At 64.1% G+C, this 22,762-nt stretch carries 16 protein-coding genes; 6 read left to right on the forward strand and 10 right to left on the reverse strand.

Features of this window, described 5'->3' with window-relative positions; translation table 11 throughout:
* Positions 1 to 53: 53 nt before the first annotated feature.
* Both mscK and SJI00_RS19420 read right to left on the reverse strand, forming a co-directional pair.
* Positions 54 to 3,356 (reverse strand): mechanosensitive channel MscK, encoded by a 3,303-nt coding sequence (gene mscK, locus SJI00_RS19415; RefSeq protein ID WP_322463297.1) that lies wholly within the window; start codon positions 3,354 to 3,356, stop codon positions 54 to 56.
* Between the two features lie 29 nt (positions 3,357 to 3,385).
* The gene (locus SJI00_RS19420; RefSeq protein ID WP_322463298.1) at positions 3,386 to 5,128 is read right to left on the reverse strand and encodes a potassium/proton antiporter; all 1,743 of its coding nucleotides are present in this window, start codon (positions 5,126 to 5,128) and stop codon (positions 3,386 to 3,388) included.
* 172 nt (positions 5,129 to 5,300) lie between these two features.
* On the opposite strand from SJI00_RS19420, the gene SJI00_RS19425 reads away from it, so the two are divergent.
* On the forward strand, positions 5,301 to 7,331 hold the full coding sequence (locus SJI00_RS19425) for a dermonecrotic toxin domain-containing protein (RefSeq protein WP_322463299.1): 2,031 nt from the start codon (positions 5,301 to 5,303) through the stop codon (positions 7,329 to 7,331).
* A 360-nt stretch (positions 7,332 to 7,691) separates the two neighbouring features.
* Here SJI00_RS19425 and betA read toward each other — a convergent pair whose 3' ends face one another.
* From betA to betI, 3 genes are all read right to left on the reverse strand, one after another.
* Entirely contained in the window at positions 7,692 to 9,383 is a 1,692-nt protein-coding gene (gene betA, locus SJI00_RS19430; RefSeq protein ID WP_322463300.1) for a choline dehydrogenase, read from the reverse strand.
* A 253-nt stretch (positions 9,384 to 9,636) separates the two neighbouring features.
* The gene (betB, locus tag SJI00_RS19435; protein WP_322463301.1) at positions 9,637 to 11,109 is read right to left on the reverse strand and encodes a betaine-aldehyde dehydrogenase; all 1,473 of its coding nucleotides are present in this window, start codon (positions 11,107 to 11,109) and stop codon (positions 9,637 to 9,639) included.
* Positions 11,110 to 11,140: 31 nt separating this feature from the next.
* Positions 11,141 to 11,836, reverse strand: a complete 696-nt coding sequence (gene betI / locus SJI00_RS19440) for a transcriptional regulator BetI (protein WP_322463302.1) — start codon at positions 11,834 to 11,836, stop codon at positions 11,141 to 11,143.
* A 423-nt stretch (positions 11,837 to 12,259) separates the two neighbouring features.
* Here betI and SJI00_RS19445 point away from each other — a divergent pair, with 423 nt between their 5' ends.
* Positions 12,260 to 14,263 carry a BCCT family transporter gene (locus SJI00_RS19445; RefSeq protein ID WP_416221069.1) on the forward strand — a complete coding sequence of 668 codons (2,004 nt, stop codon included), beginning with the start codon at positions 12,260 to 12,262 and terminating at the stop codon, positions 14,261 to 14,263.
* A gap of 147 nt (positions 14,264 to 14,410) precedes the next feature.
* Here SJI00_RS19445 and SJI00_RS19450 read toward each other — a convergent pair whose 3' ends face one another.
* The 4 genes from SJI00_RS19450 to gpmI all read right to left on the reverse strand — a co-directional run bounded on the left by SJI00_RS19450 (position 14,411) and on the right by gpmI (position 19,622).
* A complete protein-coding gene (locus tag SJI00_RS19450; RefSeq protein ID WP_322463303.1) occupies positions 14,411 to 15,184 on the reverse strand; it encodes a divergent polysaccharide deacetylase family protein in 774 nt (257 codons plus the stop codon).
* 7 nt (positions 15,185 to 15,191) lie between these two features.
* The gene (locus SJI00_RS19455; protein ID WP_322463304.1) at positions 15,192 to 16,517 is read right to left on the reverse strand and encodes a S41 family peptidase; all 1,326 of its coding nucleotides are present in this window, start codon (positions 16,515 to 16,517) and stop codon (positions 15,192 to 15,194) included.
* A gap of 94 nt (positions 16,518 to 16,611) precedes the next feature.
* On the reverse strand, positions 16,612 to 17,937 hold the full coding sequence (locus SJI00_RS19460) for a murein hydrolase activator EnvC (RefSeq protein WP_322463305.1): 1,326 nt from the start codon (positions 17,935 to 17,937) through the stop codon (positions 16,612 to 16,614).
* Positions 17,938 to 18,086: 149 nt separating this feature from the next.
* Positions 18,087 to 19,622 carry a 2,3-bisphosphoglycerate-independent phosphoglycerate mutase gene (gene gpmI, locus SJI00_RS19465; RefSeq protein WP_322463306.1) on the reverse strand — a complete coding sequence of 512 codons (1,536 nt, stop codon included), beginning with the start codon at positions 19,620 to 19,622 and terminating at the stop codon, positions 18,087 to 18,089.
* 205 nt (positions 19,623 to 19,827) lie between these two features.
* Here gpmI and SJI00_RS19470 point away from each other — a divergent pair, with 205 nt between their 5' ends.
* The 3 genes from SJI00_RS19470 to secB are packed head-to-tail and all read left to right on the forward strand — an operon-like array spanning position 19,828 to position 21,026.
* Positions 19,828 to 20,241: a rhodanese-like domain-containing protein gene (locus tag SJI00_RS19470; RefSeq protein ID WP_322463307.1), complete on the forward strand. Its 414-nt coding sequence runs from the start codon at positions 19,828 to 19,830 to the stop codon at positions 20,239 to 20,241.
* Between the two features lie 2 nt (positions 20,242 to 20,243).
* Complete coding sequence (gene grxC, locus SJI00_RS19475) at positions 20,244 to 20,498, forward strand: glutaredoxin 3 (protein ID WP_322463308.1); 255 nt, start codon at positions 20,244 to 20,246, stop codon at positions 20,496 to 20,498.
* A 39-nt stretch (positions 20,499 to 20,537) separates the two neighbouring features.
* On the forward strand, positions 20,538 to 21,026 hold the full coding sequence (gene secB, locus SJI00_RS19480; RefSeq protein WP_322463309.1) for a protein-export chaperone SecB: 489 nt from the start codon (positions 20,538 to 20,540) through the stop codon (positions 21,024 to 21,026).
* Positions 21,027 to 21,312: 286 nt separating this feature from the next.
* Here the strand turns inward: secB and trmL are convergent, their stop codons facing one another.
* Positions 21,313 to 21,768 carry a tRNA (uridine(34)/cytosine(34)/5-carboxymethylaminomethyluridine(34)-2'-O)-methyltransferase TrmL gene (trmL, locus tag SJI00_RS19485; RefSeq protein WP_312932160.1) on the reverse strand — a complete coding sequence of 152 codons (456 nt, stop codon included), beginning with the start codon at positions 21,766 to 21,768 and terminating at the stop codon, positions 21,313 to 21,315.
* Here trmL and SJI00_RS19490 point away from each other — a divergent pair.
* Complete coding sequence (locus SJI00_RS19490) at positions 21,767 to 22,210, forward strand: hypothetical protein (protein WP_322463310.1); 444 nt, start codon at positions 21,767 to 21,769, stop codon at positions 22,208 to 22,210. The genes trmL and SJI00_RS19490 overlap by 2 nt on opposite strands.
* The last annotated feature ends 552 nt before the right edge of the window (positions 22,211 to 22,762 follow it).

Raw genomic sequence — 22,762 nt, forward strand, 5'->3', positions numbered from 1 at the left:
CTCCAAAGGTGTGGGCGGCGGCCATTCTGGCGTCGGTCCCTGTGTGAGTCCAATCAGTCCGGCATCGTGCCATCGGACTTGCGCGAATCGACGCCGATCATCTGTTGCTTGCCGCCTTTGGCGTCCATCAGGAACACCTCCACTTGCCGCACGGAAATCTTGATGCCGTGTTCCTTGAAGGCCCGGTCGATGTAGCGGTTGACCTCATCGAGCGTCGGGTTGCGGTCGCCCAGATCGCGCACGTGCATGCGCAACTCGTGCTCCAGGGTTTCACCGAAGTTGAGGAAATACACCAGCGGTTCCGGGTCCTTGAGCACCCGCGGGTTTTCGTCGGCGGCCTTGAGCAACAGCTCGCGCACCAGCTCCAGGTCCGAGCCGTAGTCGATGCCCAGCTTGAGCGTGACGCGGGTGATGGTGTCGGTCAGCGACCAGTTGATCAGTTGCCCGGTGATGAAGGTCTTGTTCGGGACGATGATGTCCTTGCGGTCGAAGTCGGTGATGGTAGTGGCGCGGATGCGGATCTTGCTCACCGTGCCCGACAGGTTGCCGATGGTGATGGTGTCGCCGATGCGCACCGGACGCTCGAACAGGATCATGATGCCGGAGATGAAGTTGGCGAAAATCTCCTGCATGCCGAAGCCCAGCCCCAGTGACAGCGCCGCGACCAGCCACTGCAGCTTGTCCCAGCTCACCCCGAGGGTGGCCAGGGTGCTGACGATACCGACCCCGACGATCACATAAGACAGCAAGGTGGTGATGGCATACGCGCTGCCCTGGGCCAGGTTCAAGCGCGACAGCACCAGCACTTCCAACAGCCCCGGCAGGTTGCTGGCAAAGGCCACGGTGATGCCGGCGATGACCAGCGCACCGAGCAGGTCGCCCAGGCTGATCGGCACCAGGCTCGCCGCAGCGCCGGTGCCGCTGCTGTACTCGTAGAGGGTGAAGTTGTTGAGGTAGGAGAACACGCTGAGCAGGTCCGACCACACCCAGTACAGCCCGGCAATGAACCCGCCCAGCAGGGCCAGGCGAATCAGGCGCAGCGACTGCTGGTTGACCTGTTCGATGTCCAGCGTCGGCTCTTCGATGATCACCTCACCGTCGAGCCCCTCCTTGGTGGCCTGGCGCTTGCTGATGGCGCGCTGATACGCCAGGCGCCGCGCCGCGACCGACAGCCCGCGCATGAAGGCCGCCTCGATCACCAGCCAGAACAGCAGCAGGTACAGGGTGTAGATCAGCCGGTCGGTGAGTTTCAGCGCGGTGTAGTAATAGCCAAAACACACCGCCACGAACAGGGCGATGGGCAGGGCAGTGAAAGCCACCCCGACCGTTTTGCGGAACAGCGAGGTGGCCTGATGCGCCGGGCTGATCAACAGCAGGCGGCTGAGCAGCAGCGCCATCAAAGCGTAGCAGGCCAGTACCACGACGATACCGAACACGTCATCGGCCAGCGCCGAGGGCTGGTGCTCGGCCACCGCCACCACCCCGACCAGCGCCAGCACCACGGTACCCAGGCGTCGCACCCAGCCGCGCAGGAACTGCACCTGCGGCTTGTACCAACGGAAATGCACCTCGGCCACGCCGCCTGGGGAAAGGATGCGGTACGCGGTGTAGAACACCAGCCAGGCCTGGGCCAGTTGCCACAACGCGGCGCCCAAGTTGGCGTTCTGCCCACGGGCGTCGATCTGCAGGGCGTAGCTGCACAGCGCCAGGCCCAGGCTCACCGGCATGGCCAGGAGGATGTTGATGAGGATCGCCTGGGGCGTGTGCCACTGGCTGTCGCGCTTGAAGTGGCCGATGTCCTGGTGGACTTTGCTCAGCCGCTCATACAGATACCTGCGCCGCCACAGCAGGCCGCCGATCACCAGCAGCAGGGGCACGAACAGCACCGGGTGCTGGCCCAGGCCGTCGGCCAGTTCGGTGACGCCCGATGACCACGGCAGCCCGCGCACCTGATCGATCAGGCCTTCGGGCGCATAGCGCAACCATTCCCAGTCCAGCGCCTTGTTGCTGGGAATCCAGAACATCTGCTCTTCAAGGGTGGTACGCAGGTTCTGCGCGGTGCTGAACAGCTGCTTCTGGTTCAGCTGCAAGGTGATCGATTCGTTGAGCAGCGACGACAGCTCGCGGTTGAGCCGCTCCAGCAGATCGCTGCGGGTAATGGCCACTTCCAGCAGGGCTTTGCGCAAGACCGGGGTGACGTCTTGCTGCGGCTGGCTGGCCAGCAGTTTCTCGACGTAGGCGCCCGGTGTGCTCATTTGCTCGCGCTGCTGATTGACCTCGAACTGGTACAGGCGAATGTCGGCGATCTGGTCGGCCAGGTCGCGGTCGAGTTTCAGGTGTGGCAGGGCCTGTTTCTGCTTGTAGAGAATCTTCGACAGCAGCAGGCTGCCCTTGAGCACGTTGATCTGCTCGTCCAAGGCCTGGTCGGCCTGAGTCACGCTGTCGAGCTGCTGCTTGGCGCGCAGGTTCTGCTGGGTCAGCTCGTTGAGGCGGTCGGTGCTGCGCAGCAGGTAGTCCGACAGTTTCAGGTTGGCGGCGCTTTCACTGGCCAGCAACGTGCTGCCGCCGGCCTTCTGCGCTTCCAGCGACTGCTGGGTGACGGTCTGCTGCGACTGGGCCAGGCGCTTGTCGTTGATCAGGGTCTGCAGGTCCTGGATTTCCTGCTCCAGGCGTGTGGCTTTTTCGATCAACAGGTCATGGCGCGCGTTGCCGAGGTCTTGCAGCAGGCCATTGCCGGCCAGTTCTCGACGGCGCAACTGGGTCAGGGCATTGAGCGAGGCGAGCTCGGCATTGAATTGATTGCGCTGGTCGCTACTGAGGGTCTTGCCGTTGTCCTTGCCCTGTTTGAGGATGCCGTTGATCTGCTGCGTTCGGCTCTGGCTGTTGCTGATCTCGGCCTGGGCGCGCTCGGGGCGAGTCTGTGAATTGATGATCAGGCTGTTGGCTTCGGACAGGGCCTTTTGCAGCTCGCCCTGCTCGGTGCTGCGCTCGCTGAGCAGTTGTTCGAGCTGCGCCACATCCTGCTTGCCATAGCGCTGGGCAACGGCCGTGGGGGTGCTTGCCTTGAGCTGGTTCAAGGCCTGCTGGCTGTCGTTGATCTCCTTCGGCGCTTCGGCCAGTTGAGTGCGCAGGGCCTCGAGCTTCTCCTGGCTGTCGTCGCGACTATCGAGCCAGGACAGGGTTTTTTCCAGCAGCTGCTGCAAGGCTTTCTGGTCGGCCTCGGGCAGCTTGCGGTCGGCAATCTTGTCGAGGCTTTGCTGAACGCTCTCGGTGCTGGGCGCGTCGGCGGCCACCACGGCAACGGGGAGAAGCAGGCACAGCCCGAGCAGGGCCGTGCGAAATGCGCGCAGGAACATAGGCAGAATTCTTGAGAAACCAGGGACGGTTAGAGGAACAATCCAGGGCCAGGTCGGGCCCCTTCGGGGAATTTGACGCCGACTTTCATGATCTTGTTCCCCTCCATCACCGCAATGGTCCACAAGGTGCTGTGCCACTCGATCTGGTCGCCGACCACCGGTGCACCACCGACTTTCTGGCGGATGAACTGGGCCAGCGGCATCTTGCTGTCCAGCCCATCGAGTTGCAGCCCGTACAGCGAGGCGACCGCGCCCAGCTCGGCATCGCCTTCGAGCACGAAGTCGCCGAAGAAGCGCAGGTCCAGGCCGCGCTGCGGCGCCTGGCTGAACAGCTTGCCCAGCGCTGGCAGGTCGTGTTCGTGGCCGATCACGCAGAGCATGTCGTCGACCTGCAACACGGTGCTGCCTGAGGGGTGCAACAGTTGCTGGCCACGGAACAGCGCGGCGATGCGCGTGCCTTCGGGCATTTTCAGCTCGCGCAGAGCGGCGCCGATGCACCACTTTTCCTGGCCGAGGCGATAAACGAACATCTCCCACTCGCTGGTGATGTGCACTTCCAGCGCAGAGCGGGAAATCGGCGCAGGGTCGGGCGGCACGGTGACTTTCAACAGCTTGGCCATCCACGGCAGGCTGGTGCCTTGCACCACCAGCGAGATCAGCACGATAAAGAACGCCAGGTTGAAGAACAGCTGCGCCTGCGGCAGCCCGGCCATCAGCGGGAACACCGCCAGAATGATCGGCACCGCGCCGCGCAAGCCCACCCAGGAAATGAAGCCCTTTTCGCGGTCATGGAAGGCTTTGAACGGCAGCAGCGCGACGAACACCGACAGCGGCCTTGCGATCACGATCATCCACAACGCCAGGCCCAGGGCCGGTACGGCGATGGGCAGCAGGTCGTGCGGGGTGACCAGCAGGCCCAGGACCAGGAACATGCCGATCTGCGCCAGCCAGGCCATGCCGTCGAGCATGTGCAGAATGCCGTGGCGGCTGCGGATCGGCCGGTTGCCCAGCACCAGGCCGCACAGGTACACCGCCAGGAAGCCGCTGCCGTGCAGGGCGTTGGTCAGCGAGAACACCACCAGGCCGCCGGCGATCACCAGGATCGGGTACAGGGCGCTGGCAAGATTGATGCGGTTGACCGCCTGCAGCATCAGCCAGCCGCCGCCCAGGCCGAGCAGGCCGCCGATGCCGAATTCACGGATCAGGTGGCCGAGCAGGCTCCAGTGCAGGCCGGTCTGGTTGCTGGCGATCATCTCGATCAGGGTCACGGTGAGGAACACGGCCATCGGGTCGTTGCTGCCCGATTCGATTTCCAGCGTTGCCGTGACCCGTTCGTTCAGGCCTTTGCCGCCAAGCAAGGAAAACACTGCCGCAGCGTCGGTGGAACCGACGATGGCGCCGATCAGCAGGCCCTGGATCAGGCTCAGGTCGAACAGCCAAGCCGCGACCATGCCGGTCAGCGCCGTGGTGATCAGCACCCCGACCGTGGCCAGCGACAGCGCCGGCCACAAGGCCACGCGAAAGCTTGCCACCCGCGTGCGCAAGCCGCCGTCGAGCAGAATCACGGCCAGAGCCAAGTTGCCCACCAGGTAGGCGGTGGGGTAGTTGTTGAAGATGATGCCGCCCCCATCGACCCCAGCGACCATGCCCACGGCCAGAATGATGACCAGAATCGGGATGCCCAGGCGGGACGACAACGAACTGACGAGAATGCTTGCACCCACCAGCAAAGCGCCGATCAAGAACAGGCTGTTGATGGTGCTTGCATCCAAAGGCGGGTACTCCAGCGTGTAGCGGGGAAAAAGCGGACCGTGGGTGTTTCACTAGCAGGTCGCATGCCAATCGATTCTAACCTGATGCCGATGCGGGCTGTAAAGTGATACCGAATGGTTCCCGTGCGCTGCGGTTGTAGTGGTGTCTCCCTCGCTCAGGTGACCCATCGACATGAATTCAAACGAAAACCTGCCCCTTGCCCAGATCGCCCAGCGCCTGCTCGGGCAGTTCCCCGACCTGCACCGACTGGCCCGCGACGCTGCGGGCCATTTGCTGCAGCGGCAGTTGGGCTACTGGCTCGATCCGGATCGGTTGTACTGGCATCAGTTCGAGTCGGCGGCCAGCAGTTCGCTGAGCTACACCGGCTGGCGCCATCGTGGGCCGCCACGGCGATCACTGAGCCTGACCGAGCTGGTCATTCAGCGCTTCAGCCCGCAGCAACACAGCGCTGCAGACCAGTTGAGCCTGTACGGCGGTTTCTGCCGAGTGGACGCCAACCAGGCCGAGTACGACGAACGCAACGAAGTTCGGCTCAGCCCACAGCAGGTGTTGCAGGCGCTGTGGGACATGGATTTCGCCGGACGCTATGCTCAAGCGCTGCAACGCTTTCGCACCCAGCGTGGCGAAGATTATTGCGTATGGGCGCGTGCGCGCTTTCTGGCTGCGGTCGCGCGCAGCGCATTGAGCGCGCCCGAGCGGCGCGAATTGCTGGCCGCCACCCTGGCCGTGCCCACACCGCCCAGCAGCCTGAGCGCGTTGCACCAGGGGTGCCCGCCAACCCAGCGCACTGGCTGGTACAGCCTGGCCACCACGCCGCAACGGGCTCAGCCGCTGTTCATGCGCGAGCTCAGGACCGGCAGGCTGTGCCTGTATTGCACCGATGCAGCGGAGGGTCTTGAGGTGTTCAGCGACCGCCAGGCGCTTGCGGCCTCCCTGGCGAGCACTGCTGAGGCCAGCCACACGCAGGCGGTCGTGGGCGATCTGTTCGTCCATGTGCGCGACAGGCTGATGCGCGATCTGCTCAGCGACGCCCACGAGCGCCTCACGACCAACGCTCAATTGCGCAAGGCCGAGTGGCTGGCCGGCGTGCAGGCCGCCAGCCTGGTGATTGCCCCGCTGGCGCCGCTCGGCTGGCCTGTGATCCTGACGTCGCTTGGGCTGGGCGTTGCAAGCCTTGGACTGCACCTGGCTCGTGCCCTCACCGGCAAGACCGCCTGGCGCTCGGCGGCCTGGTGGGCGGTGGTGCTGGACCTGCTGTTCATTCTGCTCGACGCCGCCATGATGCGTGCCGGGCAATTATTCAGCGATGGCCGTGTGCCGCCACGGGTGGCGGGCCCGGCGCCAACCGATGAGGCGTCCATGGACTGGGCGCGCTATATGGCGCCGGCGGCCGACGAACTGCTGGCCAGGTCCGATCAGGCCTTGGCCCGCCAGCAGGCACTGCTGGGCGAGGTGCCGTGGGTCGATCACTCGGCGGTCGATGCCGGCGGTGCGTACCTCGATGCCTTCGGCGAGCCTTACGCGGTGTACCGCGATGAGCTTGGTTTCGGCTCGGCCGCCATCGCCGAGTACACCAGCGCGCCGGAGCGCTACAACCACCTCTGGCGCGGGCTACCCCTGGACGGCAGCGTCGCTGACAATATCCGCCGCAGCCAGCAACTGGCGCACGCCTTGCAGCAGGTGGGTCCCGGCCGCCCGTTGCGCCTGTACCGGGCGGCCTTGAGCGCCCGTGGTACGGGTATCACGACGGTGGGTGAAGGCGCCCTCGGCGCAGGGGATGTACTGGTCACCAGTGATTTCACCTCGTTCACGGAAAACCCCTATGCACTTTGGGAGGTGTTCAACGATCCACGGGTGCAGGTGAGCGGCAGGCCGGCGTTTGACGACAGTGCCGTGGTGTACGTGCTGGAACCCAGTGAGGAGGTGCAGGCGACGCCCATCGGGCCGTTTTCAAGACGGCCCGATGAAGCGGAATCCTTGATGATGCCGGGGCGCTACCTGCAGGTGGAACAGGTGCGGGTGGTGAAAAGCGCGACCTATCGGTTCACCGAGGTACGTTTGAAGGGCCTGGCGCAGGCACCTGAAGGCCTGGCGGTGCGTGACATGCGCACTGGCGCGCCGTTTGATCGACAGGTGTTGGCTGGGCGACTGGGCATCGAGGATGACGCGCTGATGCGCAGTTTTTTTGCGCTGCCGACCTGACGAGGCAGTGAAGAGGGCTGCGCTGCAGGGAATGCTGGCGATTCAAGCTGAATGGGTATCGGTGGGGGCCGGCTGCGCCGGCTATCGTGGCTGAAGTCGCCACGTTCACTGCAGTCGTCGCGCAACGTTACGTATGCGGGGAAATGCGGTCCTTGTGGGAGCGGCCGGCCCGGCGCTCCGGATTGCCGCGATGCACGGCACGGCCGGCCCGATTCAGCCACCGCGCATGGGCGGGAGAACGGGGTGGCAGCTTTGGGCCGGCTGCGCCGCCCATCGCGGCAATAGCCCCTACAAGACCGTGTGAATCTCAGGGTAGGAGCTTGCTCGCGATGGGCCGCATAGCGGCCCCTTATACAGCGCTCAGCCCTGCTGGACTTCACGCATCGGTGCGCCTTTGACCGGCGCGCCGTTGGCGACGTGATAGGTCGCGGTGCTGCGCGGCAGCGGCGCACGGTTGCGGATCTTGTCGGCGATTTTCTCGGCGATCATGATCGTCGTGGCGTTGAGGTTGCCAGTGATGATGATCGGCATGATCGAGGCATCGACCACGCGCAGGCCCTGCATGCCGTGCACGCGGCCCTGGTTGTCGACCACGGCCATGTCGTCGTCGCCCATCTTGCACGAGCACGATGGGTGGTAGGCGGTCTCGGCGTGCTCACGGATGAACTGGTCGAGCTGCTCGTCGGTCTGCACGTGCGCGCCCGGGCTGATCTCGCGACCGCGATAAGCGTCGAGTGCCGGCTGGGCCATGATTTCGCGGGTCAGGCGGATGCCGTCGCGGAATTCCTGCCAGTCCTGCTCGGTGGCCATGTAGTTGAAGAGGATGCTCGGGTGCTGGCGTGGGTCCTTGGACTTCACATGCACGCGACCACGGCTTGGCGAGCGCATCGAGCCCATGTGCGCCTGGAAGCCGTGCTCCTGAACGCCCTTGGAGCCGTTGTAATTGATCGCCACCGGGAGGAAGTGGTACTGGATGTTCGGCCACTCGAACTCAGGGCGGCTACGGATGAAACCGCCGGCTTCGAACTGGTTGCTGGCGCCGATGCCGGTGCCGTTGAACAGCCATTCGGCACCGATCGCCGGCTGGTTCCACCACAGCAGCGACGGGTACAGCGACACGGGCTGGGTACAGGCGTATTGCAGGTACAGCTCGAGGTGGTCCTGCAGGTTTTCGCCAACGCCCGGCAGCTCGTGCACCACGGGGATGTCGAGGCTTTCCAGCAGCGGTCTCGGGCCGACGCCGGAGCGTTGCAGCAGTTGTGGCGAGGCGATGGCGCCGGAGCTGACGATCACTTCCTTGCGTGCACGCACTTCGATGCGCTCTTCACTGTCGCCGTGCAGGTAGGTCACGCCGATGGCGCGCTTGCCGTCGAACAGAATGCGATCGCTCAGGGCGTGGGTGACGATGGTCAGGTTCGGGCGCTTCTTGGCCTGGTCCAGGTAGCCACGCGCGGTGCTGGAACGGCGGCCGTTCTTGGTCACCGAACGGTCCATCGGGCCGAAGCCTTCCTGCTGGTAGCCGTTGAGGTCGTCGGTACGCGGGTAGCCGGCTTGCACGCCGGCTTCGACCATGGCGTTGAACAGCGGGTTGTTGCCGGCCTTGGGCGTGGCCACGCTGACCGGGCCGTCGCCGCCGTGGTAGTCGTTCGGGCCGATGTCACGGGTTTCGGCCTTGCGGAAGTAGGGCAGGCAGTCGAGGTAGGTCCACTCCTCCAGGCCAGGCAGTTTGGCCCAGCCGTCGAAGTCCAGGGCGTTACCACGGATGTAGCACATGCCGTTGATCAGGGATGATCCGCCCAGGCCCTTGCCGCGGCCACATTCCATGCGGCGGTTGTCCATGTGCGGCTCTGGATCGGTTTCGTACGCCCAGTTGTAGCGACGGCCTTGCAGCGGGAAGGCGAGGGCGGCGGGCATCTGGGTGCGGAAGTCGAGGCGGTAGTCAGGGCCACCGGCTTCGAGCAGCAGTACGCTGACGCTGGCGTCTTCGGTCAGGCGGGTGGCAAGGGTGTTACCGGCCGAGCCGGCACCGACGATGATGTAGTCGTATTCCATGGGAAAGCGTCCTCCGGAAGCAATGGCGAGCCTCGCGCTTCAGGCTTCGCGTGGAAGCGGCGTGAAGCTCGCGCCAGAATTAAGGATCAGGCAGGTTGCAGACTTTGAGCGGTGCGCATGGGCGCTGGTTCGACAGTTTCGATCGCAAGGCGGCGCCAGGGCTGACCGACGACCAGCGAATGCACCGGCGCCGTACGCGCTGCAAGGGCCGGCGGCAATACGCCGCCGGCGCGTGCTTGCAGTGGGCGTTCGATCAGAAGACCGACGCGTACTCGCCCAGTTCGACCTGTACCGACTTGATGCGGGTGTATTGCGCCAGCGAGCTGATGCCGTTCTCGCGGCCCACGCCCGATTGCTTGTAGCCACCGACCGGCATTTCTGCCGCCGACTCGCCCCAGGCGTTGATCCAGCAGATGCCGGCTTCGAGCTGGTGGATGATGCGGTGGGCGGCGGTCAGGTCGTTGGTGCACACGCCAGCGGCCAGGCCGTAGTCGGTATCGTTGGCGCGGCGGATCACTTCTTCTTCGGTGTCATAGCTGAGGATGCTCATCACCGGACCGAAGATTTCTTCCTGAACGATGGTCATGTCATCGCGGCAGTCGGTGAACACGGTCGGGGCCACGAAGGCACCCTTGGCCAGGTCGCCCGCTTGCAGACGTTCACCGCCACACAGCAGGCGTGCACCTTGCTCTTTGCCCTTGGCGATATAGCCGAGCACGCTTTCCATGTGGGCAAAGCTGACCAGCGGGCCGAAGTTGGTGTTGTCGTCTTCCGGGTTGCCGATGCGGATGCGCGCAACGCGCTCCAGGATCTTGGCTTCGAAAGCGGCTTTCAGCGCGGCCGGGATGAACACGCGGGTGCCGTTGGTGCAGACCTGGCCGGAGCTGTAGAAGTTGGCCATCATGGCGATGTCGGCGGCCCGGTCGAGGTCGGCATCCGCGCAGATGATCAGCGGCGACTTGCCACCCAGTTCCATGGTGACTTCCTTGAGCGAGGAGCTCGAAGCGCTGGCCATGACCTTCTTGCCGGTGGTAGTGCCGCCGGTGAAGGAAATCTTCTCGATGCCTGGGTGCTCGGTGAGCAGACCACCGACGTCGCGGCCGCTGCCGGTCAGGACGTTGAACACGCCCGCTGGCACGCCGGCTTCGGTGTAGATCTCGGCCAGTTTCAGGGTGGTCAGCGAAGTGACTTCCGATGGCTTGAAGATCATCGCGTTGCCGGCAGCCAGGGCCGGTGCGGATTTCCACAGGGCGATCTGGATCGGGTAGTTCCACGCGCCGATGCCGGCGGTCACGCCCAGCGGCTCGCGACGGGTGTAGACGAAGGATGAATCGCGCAGCGGAATCTGCTCGCCTTCGATGGCGGTCGCCAGGCCTGCGTAGTACTCCAGCACGTCAGCGCCGGTGACGATGTCGACGTAGCGGGTCTCGGAGTAGGACTTGCCGGTGTCGAGGGTTTCCAGCATGGCCAGCTCATCGTTGCGCTCGCGCAGGATATCTACGGCGCGGCGCAGGATGCGCGAACGCTGCATGGCGGTCATCGCTGCCCAGACCTTCTGGCCGCGCGCAGCGCTGGCCACGGCTTTCTCGACGTCAGCTTCGTTGGCACGCTGCACGTGGGCGAGCACTTCGCCGTTCGCCGGGTTGATGGCTTCAAAGGTGGCACCGGAGCTGGCGTCCACGTAACCACCGTCGATGTAGAGTTTTTGCGTTCCGAAACGGGCCATAGTGTCCTCGCAAGTGCAGTGTGTAGTTTGGCTATGCGCGTCGCGCCTGTGCCGATTGGGCAGTGGCTGCGCGCGGTTGTTCAGAAACGTGGGCTTCAGAAGCATGGGCTTCGCAAAGCTGGGCATCGCTGCCCCCGCGTTGCTGCTTAGCCAGTTGTAGATCCATGTATTCGTACGCGATGCGTATTGCCTGGTCGGTGTCGAAGGCATTGGCCGACAGTGCTCCGCGCAACCACAGCCCGTCGATCAGTGCGGCCAGGCCGCGGGCGGCGCTGCGGGCCTCATCGCGCGGCAGGGCGCGGCGGAACTGGTAGCACAGGTTGGAATACAAGCGCAGGTCGTTGATCCGCTGCAACCTGTGCAAGGACGGCTGGTGCATGCTGGAGGCCCAGAAGGCCAACCAGGTTTTCATTGCCGGGCCGGTGACCTGGCTGGCGTCGAAGTTGCCTTCGATAATCACTTGCAGCTGGGCACGCGGGCTGGTGTCCGTCAGTGCCTGGCGCCGAGCGATCACGCCTTGGCTGAGCATGTTCATGATGTGCCGCATGGTCGCTGCGATCAGGCCGTTCTTGTCCCGAAAGTAGTGACTGATGATGCCGTTCGACACCCCGGCCAGGCGGGCAATCAGCGCAATGCTGGCATCTCCCAGGCCTACTTGATCGACCGCTTGCAGCGTGGCGTCGATCAACTGCTGACGGCGAATGGGTTGCATACCGACCTTGGGCATCGTGCTTTCTCCTCAGGCTCGGCGAGCAGGCGACAGGCGTCTGACTCGGCGAAGACCAGTCTATTTTGTTTTGATTGAACGTTCAATCAATAAAGAATAAGCTCTGCGACAATTTGTACCCTTGACAGCTTTTCGGCGGTTTACAGGGGCGCAGATCAAAACCTCAGGAAATCGTGTAACCCCCGGAATACAAGGCGTTGACGGGTTAGAACGGTGCAGGATCAAGATTCCGTCAAGCGCTGTGAATGCGCGCGGCGAACCTTCGGAGTGGAGGTTGAATCTGATTTTTTGCAACGATTCGATTCGGGATCACGGTTTCCAGGGACGCTTTTATAACACCTGAAGCAGTAGGGCTATTGCACCAATTGCTCGGGAAACAACTGATTAGCCTCCACTGCCGCACTCCCCCGGAGCCTTCGTGCAATGAGTTCTGCCTCCCTTACCCAAGCCCCCGCTGAGAGGGTCCGGGTCAACCGCGCGGTGTTCTACACCTCGGCGCTGTTGATCCTCGTTCTGACTGCCCTGTTGATCGCAGTACCCGAAACCGCTGGCCGTGTGCTGGGCGTCGCCCAGTCCTGGCTGACGCGCACCTTCGGCTGGTACTACATGCTGGTCATCGGCAGCTACCTGGTGTTTGTCATCTACCTGGCGTTTTCCAAGTTCGGCACGCTCAAGCTCGGCGGTAAGGACGACACCCCCGATTTCAGCTACGGCGCCTGGGCCGGCATGCTGTTTTCCTCAGGCATCGGTATTTCGCTGCTGTACTTCGGCGCTTCCGAGCCGCTGGATCACTACTTCAACCCGCCAGAAGGCACGTCGGCCAGCCTGGCCGCAGCGCGTCAGGGTTTGCAGCTGACCTTCCTGCATTGGGGCCTGCACGGCTGGGCGATCTACGCACTGGTCGGTCTGGCCGTGGGCTATTTCGCCTACCGCCACAACCAGCCACTGGCGCTGCGCTCGGCGCTGTACCCGCTGGTGGGTGAGCGCTGGGTCAAGGGCGCAGGCGGCAACGCCGTGGACATTTTCGGCATGTTCGTGACCTTGCTGGGCCTGGTGACCAACCTCGGCATCGGCTCGATGCAGGTGGCCTCGGGGCTGGAATACCTGTTCGGCATGGACCACAGCAAGACCAACCTGCTGGTGGTGATCCTGACCATGGCGGCGGTGGCCACCGTGGCAGCGGTATCGGGTGTGGAGAACGGCATCCGCCGCCTGTCGAACCTGAACATCTGCCTGTTCAGCGGCCTGCTGATCTTCGTGCTGCTGGGCGGCGAGACGCTGCACCTGCTCAACGGTCTGGTACAGAACGTTGGCGACTACCTCAACGGATTCGTGCTGAAGACCTTCGACCTGTACGTGTACGAAGGCGACGGCAACACGTCCGAGCGCTGGCTGGGCCTGTGGACCGTGTTCTATTGGGCGTGGTGGATTTCCTGGGGCCCGTTCGTGGGCATGTTCATCGCACGTATTTCCAAGGGCCGCACCGTGCGCCAGCTGGTCTGCGGCGTGCTGCTGATCCCGCTGGGCTTCACCCTGGCCTGGCTGTCGATCTTCGGTAACACCGCGCTGGACCTGGTGATGAACCATGGCGCCGTGGAACTGGGCAAGACGGCCGTTGAGCAGCCGTCGATGGCGATCTATCAGCTGCTGGAATACTTCCCGGCGGCGAAGATCGTCATCGGCGTGGCCATCTTCGTCGGCTTCGTGCTGTTCCTCACCCCGGCCGACTCTGGCGCGGTGATGATGGCCAACCTGTCGTGCAAGGGCGGCAAGGTGGATGAAGACGCGCCGCACTGGATGGTGGTGTTCTGGTCGGTGGTGATCACCCTGGTCACCATCGGCCTGCTGCTGGCGGGCAACTTCGAGGCCATGCAGACCATGGTGGTGCTGGCCGGGTTGCCGTTCTCGGTGGTGCTGGTGCTGTTCATGTTCGGCCTGCACAAGGCCATGAAGCAGGACATGGCCACCGAGCTCGAGCGTGCAGAGCTGGCTGCACGCGGGCGCCGCGGCTTTAGCGAGCGCCTCAGCCAGCTGGAGCTGGAGCCGACCCAGGCCGTGGTGCAGCGCTTCATGGACAAGCACGTCAGCCCGGCGCTGCGTGAAGCCGTCGAGCAACTGCGCGCGCAGGGTTTTGAGGTGGAAAGCCGCCTGGGCCAGTCACGCAACATGATGGGCCTGCGGGTACTGATGGAAGAGGGCAACCCCTTCGTCTATGAAGTGAGCCTGGACGGTTATCTGGCGGCGCCCAGTGAAGCGCCGGTTGAGGGCGAGGCGGACGTGCGCCAGCGCTTCTATCGCGCCGAGGTGTACCTGCACGATGGCAGCCAGGAATACGACCTGATGGGCTTTGCGCCCGAGCAGATCGTGCGCGATGTGCTCGATCAGTTCGAGAGCCACCGCCAGGTGCTGAGCCGCGTCTACAGCTGAATGGGGCCTGCGCGCCCTGACCGGGGCGCAACAGCCTGGTACTCGTCGAGCGTGCGCAGGCGGGCGGGGACGCCTCTGACGGGGCGACCCCAACGCTTATTGCCCTGCTGGGCCATTCTCTTGAGCCTTCTCAGGCGAAACCTGGGTTCAGCGATTACGATACCGGCCGTGGCTGCCATGCCCTGGCATCGCCTGGTTGCTGCGTTCGGCGATCATCTGCTTGATCGCAATCCACTCGATGCCCTGGCTCTTGAGCCGGGGCATTTGCTGTTCCAGTACCGCCAGGGTTTGAGGGTACGGATGGCCGATGATCACCACCGAGCCGTGTTTGCGCGCCATCTGCACCGCCAGCTGCAATTGCCCGGCGATGGCTTCGGGGGTGCGCACGTCATCAAGAAACACATCCCGCGACACGTGCGCCAGGCCGATGTCCTGGGCCTTGGCCGCTGCCACTGTGGCAGCACTGGTACGGCTGTCGACGAAGAACAGATGACGCCGCTGCAGCTCGCCCATCAGCCAGGCCATGGGCGCAGGTTGTGAGGTCATGCGGCTGCCCATGTGGTTGTTGAGGCCGGCGGCGAAGGGCACCTTGTGCAAGGCGGCCTCCAGGCGTTCGGCCAGGGCCGGCAACGGTACGTCCGGGTGCCAGGCATAAGGGCCGGTGGCCGGGTCCATGGGCATGTGCAGGATCACCGTCTTGCCGGCCTTGTGTGCCTGGCGGGCGAAGTCGGTGGCGTGTGGGGTGTCAGGCATGATCGCCAGCGTCACCGGGCCGGGCAAGGCCAGGGTGCGGCTGTCGCGCTCGGTGTTTTGCCCCAGGTCGTCGATGATCAGGCTCAGGTAGGCCTTGGGCGGCTGGGCCGACGCCGCAGACGCGGCGCCGGCCAGCAGGCAGAGCAGGGCAGTGGGCAGGAAACGCATCGGCCCGTCAGTTGCGCTTGGTGACGTTCAGCCCTTTGAGCAGGCTCAGGGCCTGGCTCAACTGGAAGTCGCCATCTTGTGGGCGGTCCTTGCCGTTGCGAGCGCCGGCGACCGTCGGCCGATCGGCACCGCCGTTGCCATTGCCCAGGTGGCCCTTGAGGTCGGCTTCCTTGAGGCTTTCGCTGTCGTCGTCGGCGGTCAGTTTGCCCGAGCGCACTTCGATGTCCGGCACGATGCCCTGGGCCTGGATCGAACGCCCGTTGGGGGTGTAGTACAGCGCGGTGGTGAGCTTCAATGCACGGTCGTTGTTCAGCGGCAGCACGGTTTGTACCGAGCCCTTGCCGAAACTGTCGGTGCCCATCAGCACACCGCGCTTCTGGTCTTGCAGGGCGCCGGCGACGATTTCCGAGGCGGAGGCGCTGCCGCCATTGATCAGCACCACCAGCGGTACACCTTCGCTGGCGTCAGCCGGATCTGCCGAGAAGCGCAGCTCGGAGTTGGCGATGCGGCCTTTGGTGTAGACGATCAGGCCTTTGGTGAGGAAGTGGTCGGCCACTTCCACGGCCGACTGCAGCACGCCGCCTGGGTTGTTACGCAGGTCGAGCACCAGGCCTTGCAGCTTCTTGCCGTTGTCCTTGCGCAGCTTGGCCAGGGCCTTGCCGACTTCTTCGCCGGTCTTGACCTGGAACTGGGTGATGCGGATATAGCCGTAGCCGCTTTCGAGCAACTGGCTCTTCACGCTTTTGACCTGGATCACGGCGCGGGCGAGGGTCACGTCAAACGGGTTGCCGCCGTCACGCACCAGGGTGAGGGTGATTTTCTGGCCGATCTTGCCGCGCATCTTGTCCACGGCTTCGGACATGCTCTGGCCGCGCGTCGGCGCGCCGTTGATCTTGAGAATCAGGTCGCCGGCCTGGATGCCGGCGCGCGAGGCGGGGGTGTCGTCGATGGGCGAGACGACTTTGACGAAGCCGTCGTCCATGCCCACCTCGATGCCCAGGCCGCCGAATTCACCGCTGGTGCTTTCCTGCAGCTCCTGGAAGTCTTCCGGGCCCAGGTAGGCCGAGTGGGGGTCGAGGTTGCTGAGCATGCCCTTGATGGCGTTTTCCAGCAGGGTCTTGTCGTCCACCGGTTCGACGTAGGCTGCCTTGATGCGGTCCATCACCTCGGCAAACGTGCGCAACTCGTCCAGCGGCAGCGGCGCGTTGGCCGTCACTTCCGTGGCCGGCGCCGCAGCAGCCTGGGCGGCGGGCTGCGCGGCAGATGCCAGGGGAACGGCGGCGACCAGGGCGATGGTCAGGGCCAACTGGGTGAGGCGGGGCAAGTGCAGCATGTCTAGCGAACTCCTGATCCTGATCCTTGTGACGCTCCGAGCGGAGCCTCAGTGCAGCCATTGATAGCGCCACGGCGTATAGACGCAACTGCGCTTAACCGCGACACCATTGCGATGGATCGGCGGGCCGACCTTGCTGGCGGATGGCGAAATACAGACCGGCGCTTTCCTGCCCGCCGCTGTCGCCAACGGTGGAGATGGCGTCGCCTGCGGTGACGATGTCGCCAGCCTTCTTCAACAGGCTCTGATTATGCCCATACAGGCTCAGGTAACCATTGCCGTGGTCGAGAATGACCAGAAGTCCGGCACCACGCAACCAGTCGGCAAACACCACACGACCGCCGTGCACCGCACGTACCTGGGTGCCGGGAGACGCGCTGATCAACACCCCGTCCCACTTGGCTCGCGCATCACCGCCGCGTGCATCGCCGTAGCGTGCCAGTAGTCGACCATTGACCGGCCACGGAAGTTTGCCTCGGGCCGCAGAAAAAGCCCCGCCATAGTTGGCGCCATCGCTCGACACCACCGGGCCCAGCGGCTGACGCGGCCTGGCCGGGGCCTCTTCGACCGGCTCTGGGGCGGGCCGCGTGGCGCCGCGTGCCTTCTCGGCCTCGGCGCGAGCCAGCGCTTGCTGCTGACGGCGCTTCTCAGCTTCCTGTTGGGCCAGCAACGCCTTCTGCCGCGCCTCTTCGGCTTCGCGAGCCTGGCGGGCGAGGGTTTCCTCGATGGTCTTGAGCACCTGGGCCAGATCCGCCTGGTTCTGCTGGCGGGTCTGCAGCGCCTGGTTACGCTGCTTGAGGTCGGCGTTGATCTTGGCCAGCACCTGCTGGCGCTCGCTGCGCACGGCTTCAAGCTCGTGCTTGCGGCTGTCGAGATTGCCGCGCTGGGCCAGCAATTGGGCTTGCTGACGCGAGATGTCCTGCTCGACCCCGGCCAGTTGGCGCAAGGTTTCGTTGAAGGTGCGCAGTTGCTCCAGGCGCGCCTTGCTCAGGTAATCGTAATAGGTGAGGGTGCGGGCGAATTTCTCAGGGTTCTGCTGGTTGAGCAGTAGCTTGAGGTATTCCTCGCGGCCGCTCTGGTAGGCCGAACGGGCCTGGATGGCAATCAGCCGTTGTTGTTCAACGCGGGCGCTCTGGAGTTTTTTTTTCTCTTTATCGAGGCGCTCCAGCTCGCCCTCGGTCTTTTTTAGTTGCTGTTGCAGGGCCTCCACCTGCTTCTCCAACGTGCCGATTTCGGTTTCGGTGGTTTGCAGGTCTTTCTGCACGCCGGCCTTTTGCGCCTGAACCTGGCCAAGCACTTTCTGCAGCTCGGCGATGTCCTTGCGGGTGGCGTCCAGTTGTTGCTGAGTCTGCGCGCGCTCGTCGGCAAAGGCCGGACTGAGCAGGCACGACAAGGCGAGGGGAAGGAGTGCACGAAGCATGAGGAAGGTGTACCCGGTGAAAGAACGACCTAGTATGCCCGCCCAGCCAGTCAAAAAAAACGCCCCGCAGCATCTGCTGCGAGGCGTTGGTCTGGAAAGCCCGGAGGTCGGTGCCCCGCAACGCGGGGTCCGGGCCGCACTGTAGCGCGTCAGGCCTTGAGCAGAATCGTGGTGCCGGTCATTTCTTCAGGGATTTCCATGCCCAGCAAGGTCAGCATGGTCGGGGCCACGTCGGCCAGCACGCCACCTTCGCGGACCTTGAACGGGCGTTTGCCGATATAGATGAACGGCACAGGCTCGGTGGTGTGCGCGGTGTGCGCTTGGCCGGTGGACTCGTCTTCCATCTGTTCGACGTTGCCGTGGTCGGCGGTCAACAGCGCTTCACCGCCCACCTTGTCCAGCGCCTCGACCAGGCGACCGACGCAGGTATCCAGCGCCTCGACCGCTTTCACGGCCGCCTCGAACACGCCGGTGTGGCCGACCATGTCGCCGTTGGCGTAGTTGACCACGATCACGTCGAAGCGCTGTTGCTCGATGGCTTCGACGATGCGGTCGGTGACCTGCGGTGCATTCATTTCCGGCTGCAGGTCGTAGGTGGCGACCTTCGGCGATGGGATGAGGATGCGCTCTTCGCCTTCGAACGGCTCTTCGCGCCCGCCCGAGAAGAAGAAGGTGACGTGGGCGTATTTCTCGGTTTCGGCGATGCGCAGCTGGGTCTTGCCGTGCTTGGCCAGGTATTCACCGAGCACGTTGTTCAGGCTGGCCGGGGCGAATGCCGCCGGCGCCGGGATTTTCGCCGAGTAACGGGTCAGGCCGATGAAGGCTGCGACGTTCGGCCTGCGCGCGCGGGGGAAATCGTTGAAGTCGGGCTCGACGAACACGCGCGACAGTTCACGGGCGCGGTCGGCGCGGAAGTTCATGAACACCACGGCGTCGCCGTCTTCGACCGTGACCGGCGCGCCGATGCGCGTGGCCTTGACGAATTCGTCGCTCTCGTCGCGCGCGTAGGCGGCCTCGAGGCCGGCGACGGCGGTGTCGGCGCTGTAGTCGGCGGCGCTGTCGACGATCAGGTTGTAAGCCGCGCTGACGCGGTCCCAGCGGTTGTCTCGGTCCATCGCGAAATAGCGGCCGATGAGGCTGGCGATGCGGCCCTTGCCGAGTTTGGCGAAGGTGTCGTCGAGCAGTTCAATCGAGGCTTTAGCGCTGCGCGGCGGGGTGTCGCGGCCATCGAGGAAGGCGTGCAGGTAGATCTTCTCGGCACCGCGTTGTGCGGCCAGCTCGGCCATGGCGACCAGGTGGTCCTGGTGGCTGTGCACGCCGCCATCGGACAACAGGCCGAGAATATGCACCGCCTTGCCGGCGCCCACGGCGCTGTCCACCGCCCCGGTCAGCACCGGGTTGTGGAAGAACTCGCCGTCGCGGATGGCTTTGGTGACGCGGGTGAAGTCCTGGTACACCACCCGGCCTGCGCCGAGGTTCATGTGGCCGACTTCGGAGTTGCCCATCTGCCCGTCAGGCAGGCCGACGTCCATGCCGGAGCCGGAGATCAGGCCGTGCGGCTGGGTGGCGCGCAGACGGTCGTAGACCGGCGTGCTGGCTGCGGCAATGGCGTTGTATTCAGGGCTTTCGCTGTGACCGAAACCATCGAGGATGATCAGGACCAGGGGTTTAGGCGTGCTCGTCATCAATCCCACTCACGGTTGCTTGAAGGTGATAAAGACCCACATTTTAGGGCAATTCTTCCAGCGACTGCGAATAATCCTCCCGCATGCCGACCGGTGCGCCTGCGGATACGTCATGAAAGCGTGTCACCGCCTGCCGGCCGGGCTGTGGTGGGTAGGGGCCGGTGTGTATACTGGCCGGCATTTTCAATAGCTTGGAACAGCCCTGATGGTTGAGAAACTGCTTCAATTTGCCTCAGAAAACCTTCTTCTGGTCACTATCTTCGTTGTTCTGCTGATCTTGCTGTTGCTCAACGAACTGCGTCGTGGCGGCAAGAGCCTGAGCACTGGTCAACTCACTGCCCTGGTCAATGCCGACAACGGCGTGGTCATCGACGTGCGCAGCGCCAAGGAATACGCCGCTGGCCACATCGTCGGCGCGCTGAACATTCCGCACGAAAAGCTCTTGGGCCGCACGGCTGAGCTGGAAAAACACAAGGGCAAGACCCTGATCCTGGTCGATGCCATGGGCCAGCAGGCCGGCACCTTGTGCCGCGAGCTGCTCAAGTCTGGCTTCAACGCCGCACGCCTCAGCGGCGGCGTGTCGAGCTGGAAAGCCGATAACCTGCCATTGGTGAAGTGACCATGAAGAGCGTCATCGTCTACTCAAGCGACTACTGCCCGTACTGCATGCGCGCCAAACAGCTGCTGCAGAGCAAAGGCGTGGCCTTCGAGGAAATCCGCGTCGACGGCAAGCCGCAGGTGCGCGCTGAAATGAGCCAGAAGGCGGGCCGCACGTCGGTGCCGCAGATCTGGATCGGTACCACGCACGTGGGCGGCTGCGATGAGCTCTTCGCCCTGGAGCGCGCCGGCAAGCTCGATGCCCTGCTGCAGCCCTGAATACCCGTCTTGTTCAACCCATTAGGAAAAGGAACTGTCATGACCGAGCAACAGAACATCGGCGCTGCCGCCGCTGAAGACGACACCTCCCCTCAGTTCTCCATGCAGCGCATCTACGTGCGTGACCTGTCGTTCGAGGCCCCGAAAAGCCCGGCGATCTTCCGTCAGCAGTGGGAACCGAGTGTCGGCCTCGATCTGAACACCAAGCAAAAAGCCCTGGATGGCGACTTCCATGAAGTTGTGCTGACCTTGTCGGTCACCGTCAAGAACGGCGACGAAGTGGCGTTCATCGCCGAAGTGCAGCAGGCCGGTATCTTCCTGATCAAGAACCTCGACGCCGCTTCGATGAGCCACACCCTCGGCGCGTTCTGCCCGAACATTTTGTTCCCGTACGCCCGTGAAACCCTCGACAGCCTGGTCACCCGTGGTTCGTTCCCAGCGCTGATGCTCTCGCCGGTCAACTTCGATGCCCTGTACGCGCAAGAAATGCAGCGCATGCAGGAAGCGGGCGAAGCGCCGACCGCCTGAGCCGTCGCAGCGCGCGGCTGAAGCCGCCGCTCCCGCAAGACCACATGCTCGCTGCGGGAGCGCCGGCACCGCCTCTCGATCAGCCGCGCTGGGCCGCACAGCGACCCCAATCGTGCTCGAAAGTCACCGGAACGGTTCAGGCTGGCGCGGGACCTGTAGGAGCGACTTTAGTCGCGATGGACCGTGCAGCGGCCCTATTTGCCATCAGCGCTTCAGCGAGAAACCGATCGTCCGCGATGCCCTCTGCGGGTAACCGCTGGCGGCAGAGACGACAGCGCCTTCCCTCTCACGCAAACCCTTGCTGCCGCCACGCCTCATACACCGTCACTGCCACCGTATTGGACAGGTTCAAGCTGCGGCAGCCTTCGCGCATCGGCAGGCGCAGGCGCTGTTCGGCGGGCAGGCTGTCCAGCACCTCAGCGGGCAGGCCGCGGCTCTCCGGGCCGAACACGAATGCATCGCCCGGCTGGTAGGCCACCTCATGGAACGGGTGCGAAGCTTTGGTGGTGAAGGCGAACAGGCGTGGCTGGCCTAGGCTCTCCAGGCACGCAGCGAGGCTGGCATGGCGTTGTAGCGTTGCGTACTCGTGATAATCCAGCCCGGCCCGGCGCAGGCGCTTGTCATCGAGCTCGAAACCGAGCGGCTCGATCAGGTGCAGGTGGCAGCCGCTGTTGGCACACAGGCGAATGATATTGCCCGTGTTCGGTGGAATCTCAGGTTGAAAGAGGATGACGTGAAACATGCACGGCTCCAGGCAGGAACAGGAAAATGACGCGCATTCTACCCTCGAACCGGACCCGCGTCCGAAGGCTCGGCGGCGTATGCTCATGGCTCTGGCGCTGTTCGCGGCGCTGGTTGGCATGATGATCGGCCGTCTCACCACAACGCAGCCGAGCGTGCTGGAGCAGGTCGAGGTGGTCGATGCAGGGCTGGATCTGTGGTTCAGCCAGGAGCCCAAGCTGCATGGAGAAATTGTCCAAGCAAGCCTGGCGCTGCTGTTCGATGCTCAGGGCAAAGCCGCGCGCGGACAACTGCAGCTCGAAGGCAAACCCATCGGCTGGCGCCTTCAACACACGGATAAGGGCTTGCTGCTGACGGTGGTCGCTGCGCGCCCTCTGCGGGGGGAGTGGACCACCGCAGAGGACGCCGGACGCTGGCGGGTGCAGGTGAGGCTGAAAAAATAGAAGAGGGGATATCTCGGCCTGCCTGTACCAAGGTCCCCAAAACTGGAGGTACCAAGGTCATTGCAGGTGCCGTGCCAAGTTGCGTTATTTGCGCAAAACGCTGTGCTTGGCAGGCCCACGCACCGAGGGCCTGTAGGCATACGCCCGCAGCAAGGCGCGGTGCTGTCGTGGAGAGAACGGATCTGTGCGGGCTTTGGCCGCGATGGGCTGCGACGCAGCCTCAAGGGCTGTAGTCGCGCTTTACCGGGCAGAACGCGTGGCGTGAGGGAGGACGGCTTTGCCGCCCATCACGACTAAAGCCGCTCCTTTAGGTTCGTAACCCGTTGATTTGAAAGAATTTGTAGAAGCGACTCCAGTCGCGATGGGCGGCCCAGCCGCCCCAATGCAAGCGCCCGAGTAATGACGGACGAGCCGCGATTGCAGACACTGGGGGCTAGTTCGCCGCCCATCGCGATTCATCAGAGCACTGTGCCGATCCCTCCCAGCCCCACCAGCCATTTCTCTGCACGACAGCGCAGCGTCTTGCGGGAGGCGACACCCTCTCAAAGGCGT

Origin of the sequence: Pseudomonas gebzensis (assembly GCF_034427815.1) — a bacterium.
GTDB lineage: Bacteria > Pseudomonadota > Gammaproteobacteria > Pseudomonadales > Pseudomonadaceae > Aquipseudomonas.

Bases quoted from the DNA above. Each gene is read 5' to 3' on its own strand.
- SJI00_RS19460 (WP_322463305.1), bottom strand. From the start codon at position 17,937: ATGCTTCGTGCACTCCTTCCCCTCGCCTTGTCGTGCCTGCTCAGTCCG.
- secB (WP_322463309.1), top strand. From the start codon at position 20,538: ATGACCGAGCAACAGAACATCGGCGCTGCCGCCGCTGAAGACGACACC.
- betB (WP_322463301.1), bottom strand. From the start codon at position 11,109: ATGGCCCGTTTCGGAACGCAAAAACTCTACATCGACGGTGGTTACGTG.
- grxC (WP_322463308.1), top strand. From the start codon at position 20,244: ATGAAGAGCGTCATCGTCTACTCAAGCGACTACTGCCCGTACTGCATG.
- SJI00_RS19455 (WP_322463304.1), bottom strand. From the start codon at position 16,517: ATGCTGCACTTGCCCCGCCTCACCCAGTTGGCCCTGACCATCGCCCTG.
- trmL (WP_312932160.1), bottom strand. From the start codon at position 21,768: ATGTTTCACGTCATCCTCTTTCAACCTGAGATTCCACCGAACACGGGC.
- betA (WP_322463300.1), bottom strand. From the start codon at position 9,383: ATGGAATACGACTACATCATCGTCGGTGCCGGCTCGGCCGGTAACACC.
- mscK (WP_322463297.1), bottom strand. From the start codon at position 3,356: ATGTTCCTGCGCGCATTTCGCACGGCCCTGCTCGGGCTGTGCCTGCTT.
- SJI00_RS19450 (WP_322463303.1), bottom strand. From the start codon at position 15,184: ATGCGTTTCCTGCCCACTGCCCTGCTCTGCCTGCTGGCCGGCGCCGCG.
- SJI00_RS19445 (WP_416221069.1), top strand. From the start codon at position 12,260: ATGAGTTCTGCCTCCCTTACCCAAGCCCCCGCTGAGAGGGTCCGGGTC.
- SJI00_RS19470 (WP_322463307.1), top strand. From the start codon at position 19,828: ATGGTTGAGAAACTGCTTCAATTTGCCTCAGAAAACCTTCTTCTGGTC.
- SJI00_RS19425 (WP_322463299.1), top strand. From the start codon at position 5,301: ATGAATTCAAACGAAAACCTGCCCCTTGCCCAGATCGCCCAGCGCCTG.
- gpmI (WP_322463306.1), bottom strand. From the start codon at position 19,622: ATGACGAGCACGCCTAAACCCCTGGTCCTGATCATCCTCGATGGTTTC.
- SJI00_RS19490 (WP_322463310.1), top strand. From the start codon at position 21,767: ATGCACGGCTCCAGGCAGGAACAGGAAAATGACGCGCATTCTACCCTC.
- betI (WP_322463302.1), bottom strand. From the start codon at position 11,836: ATGCCCAAGGTCGGTATGCAACCCATTCGCCGTCAGCAGTTGATCGAC.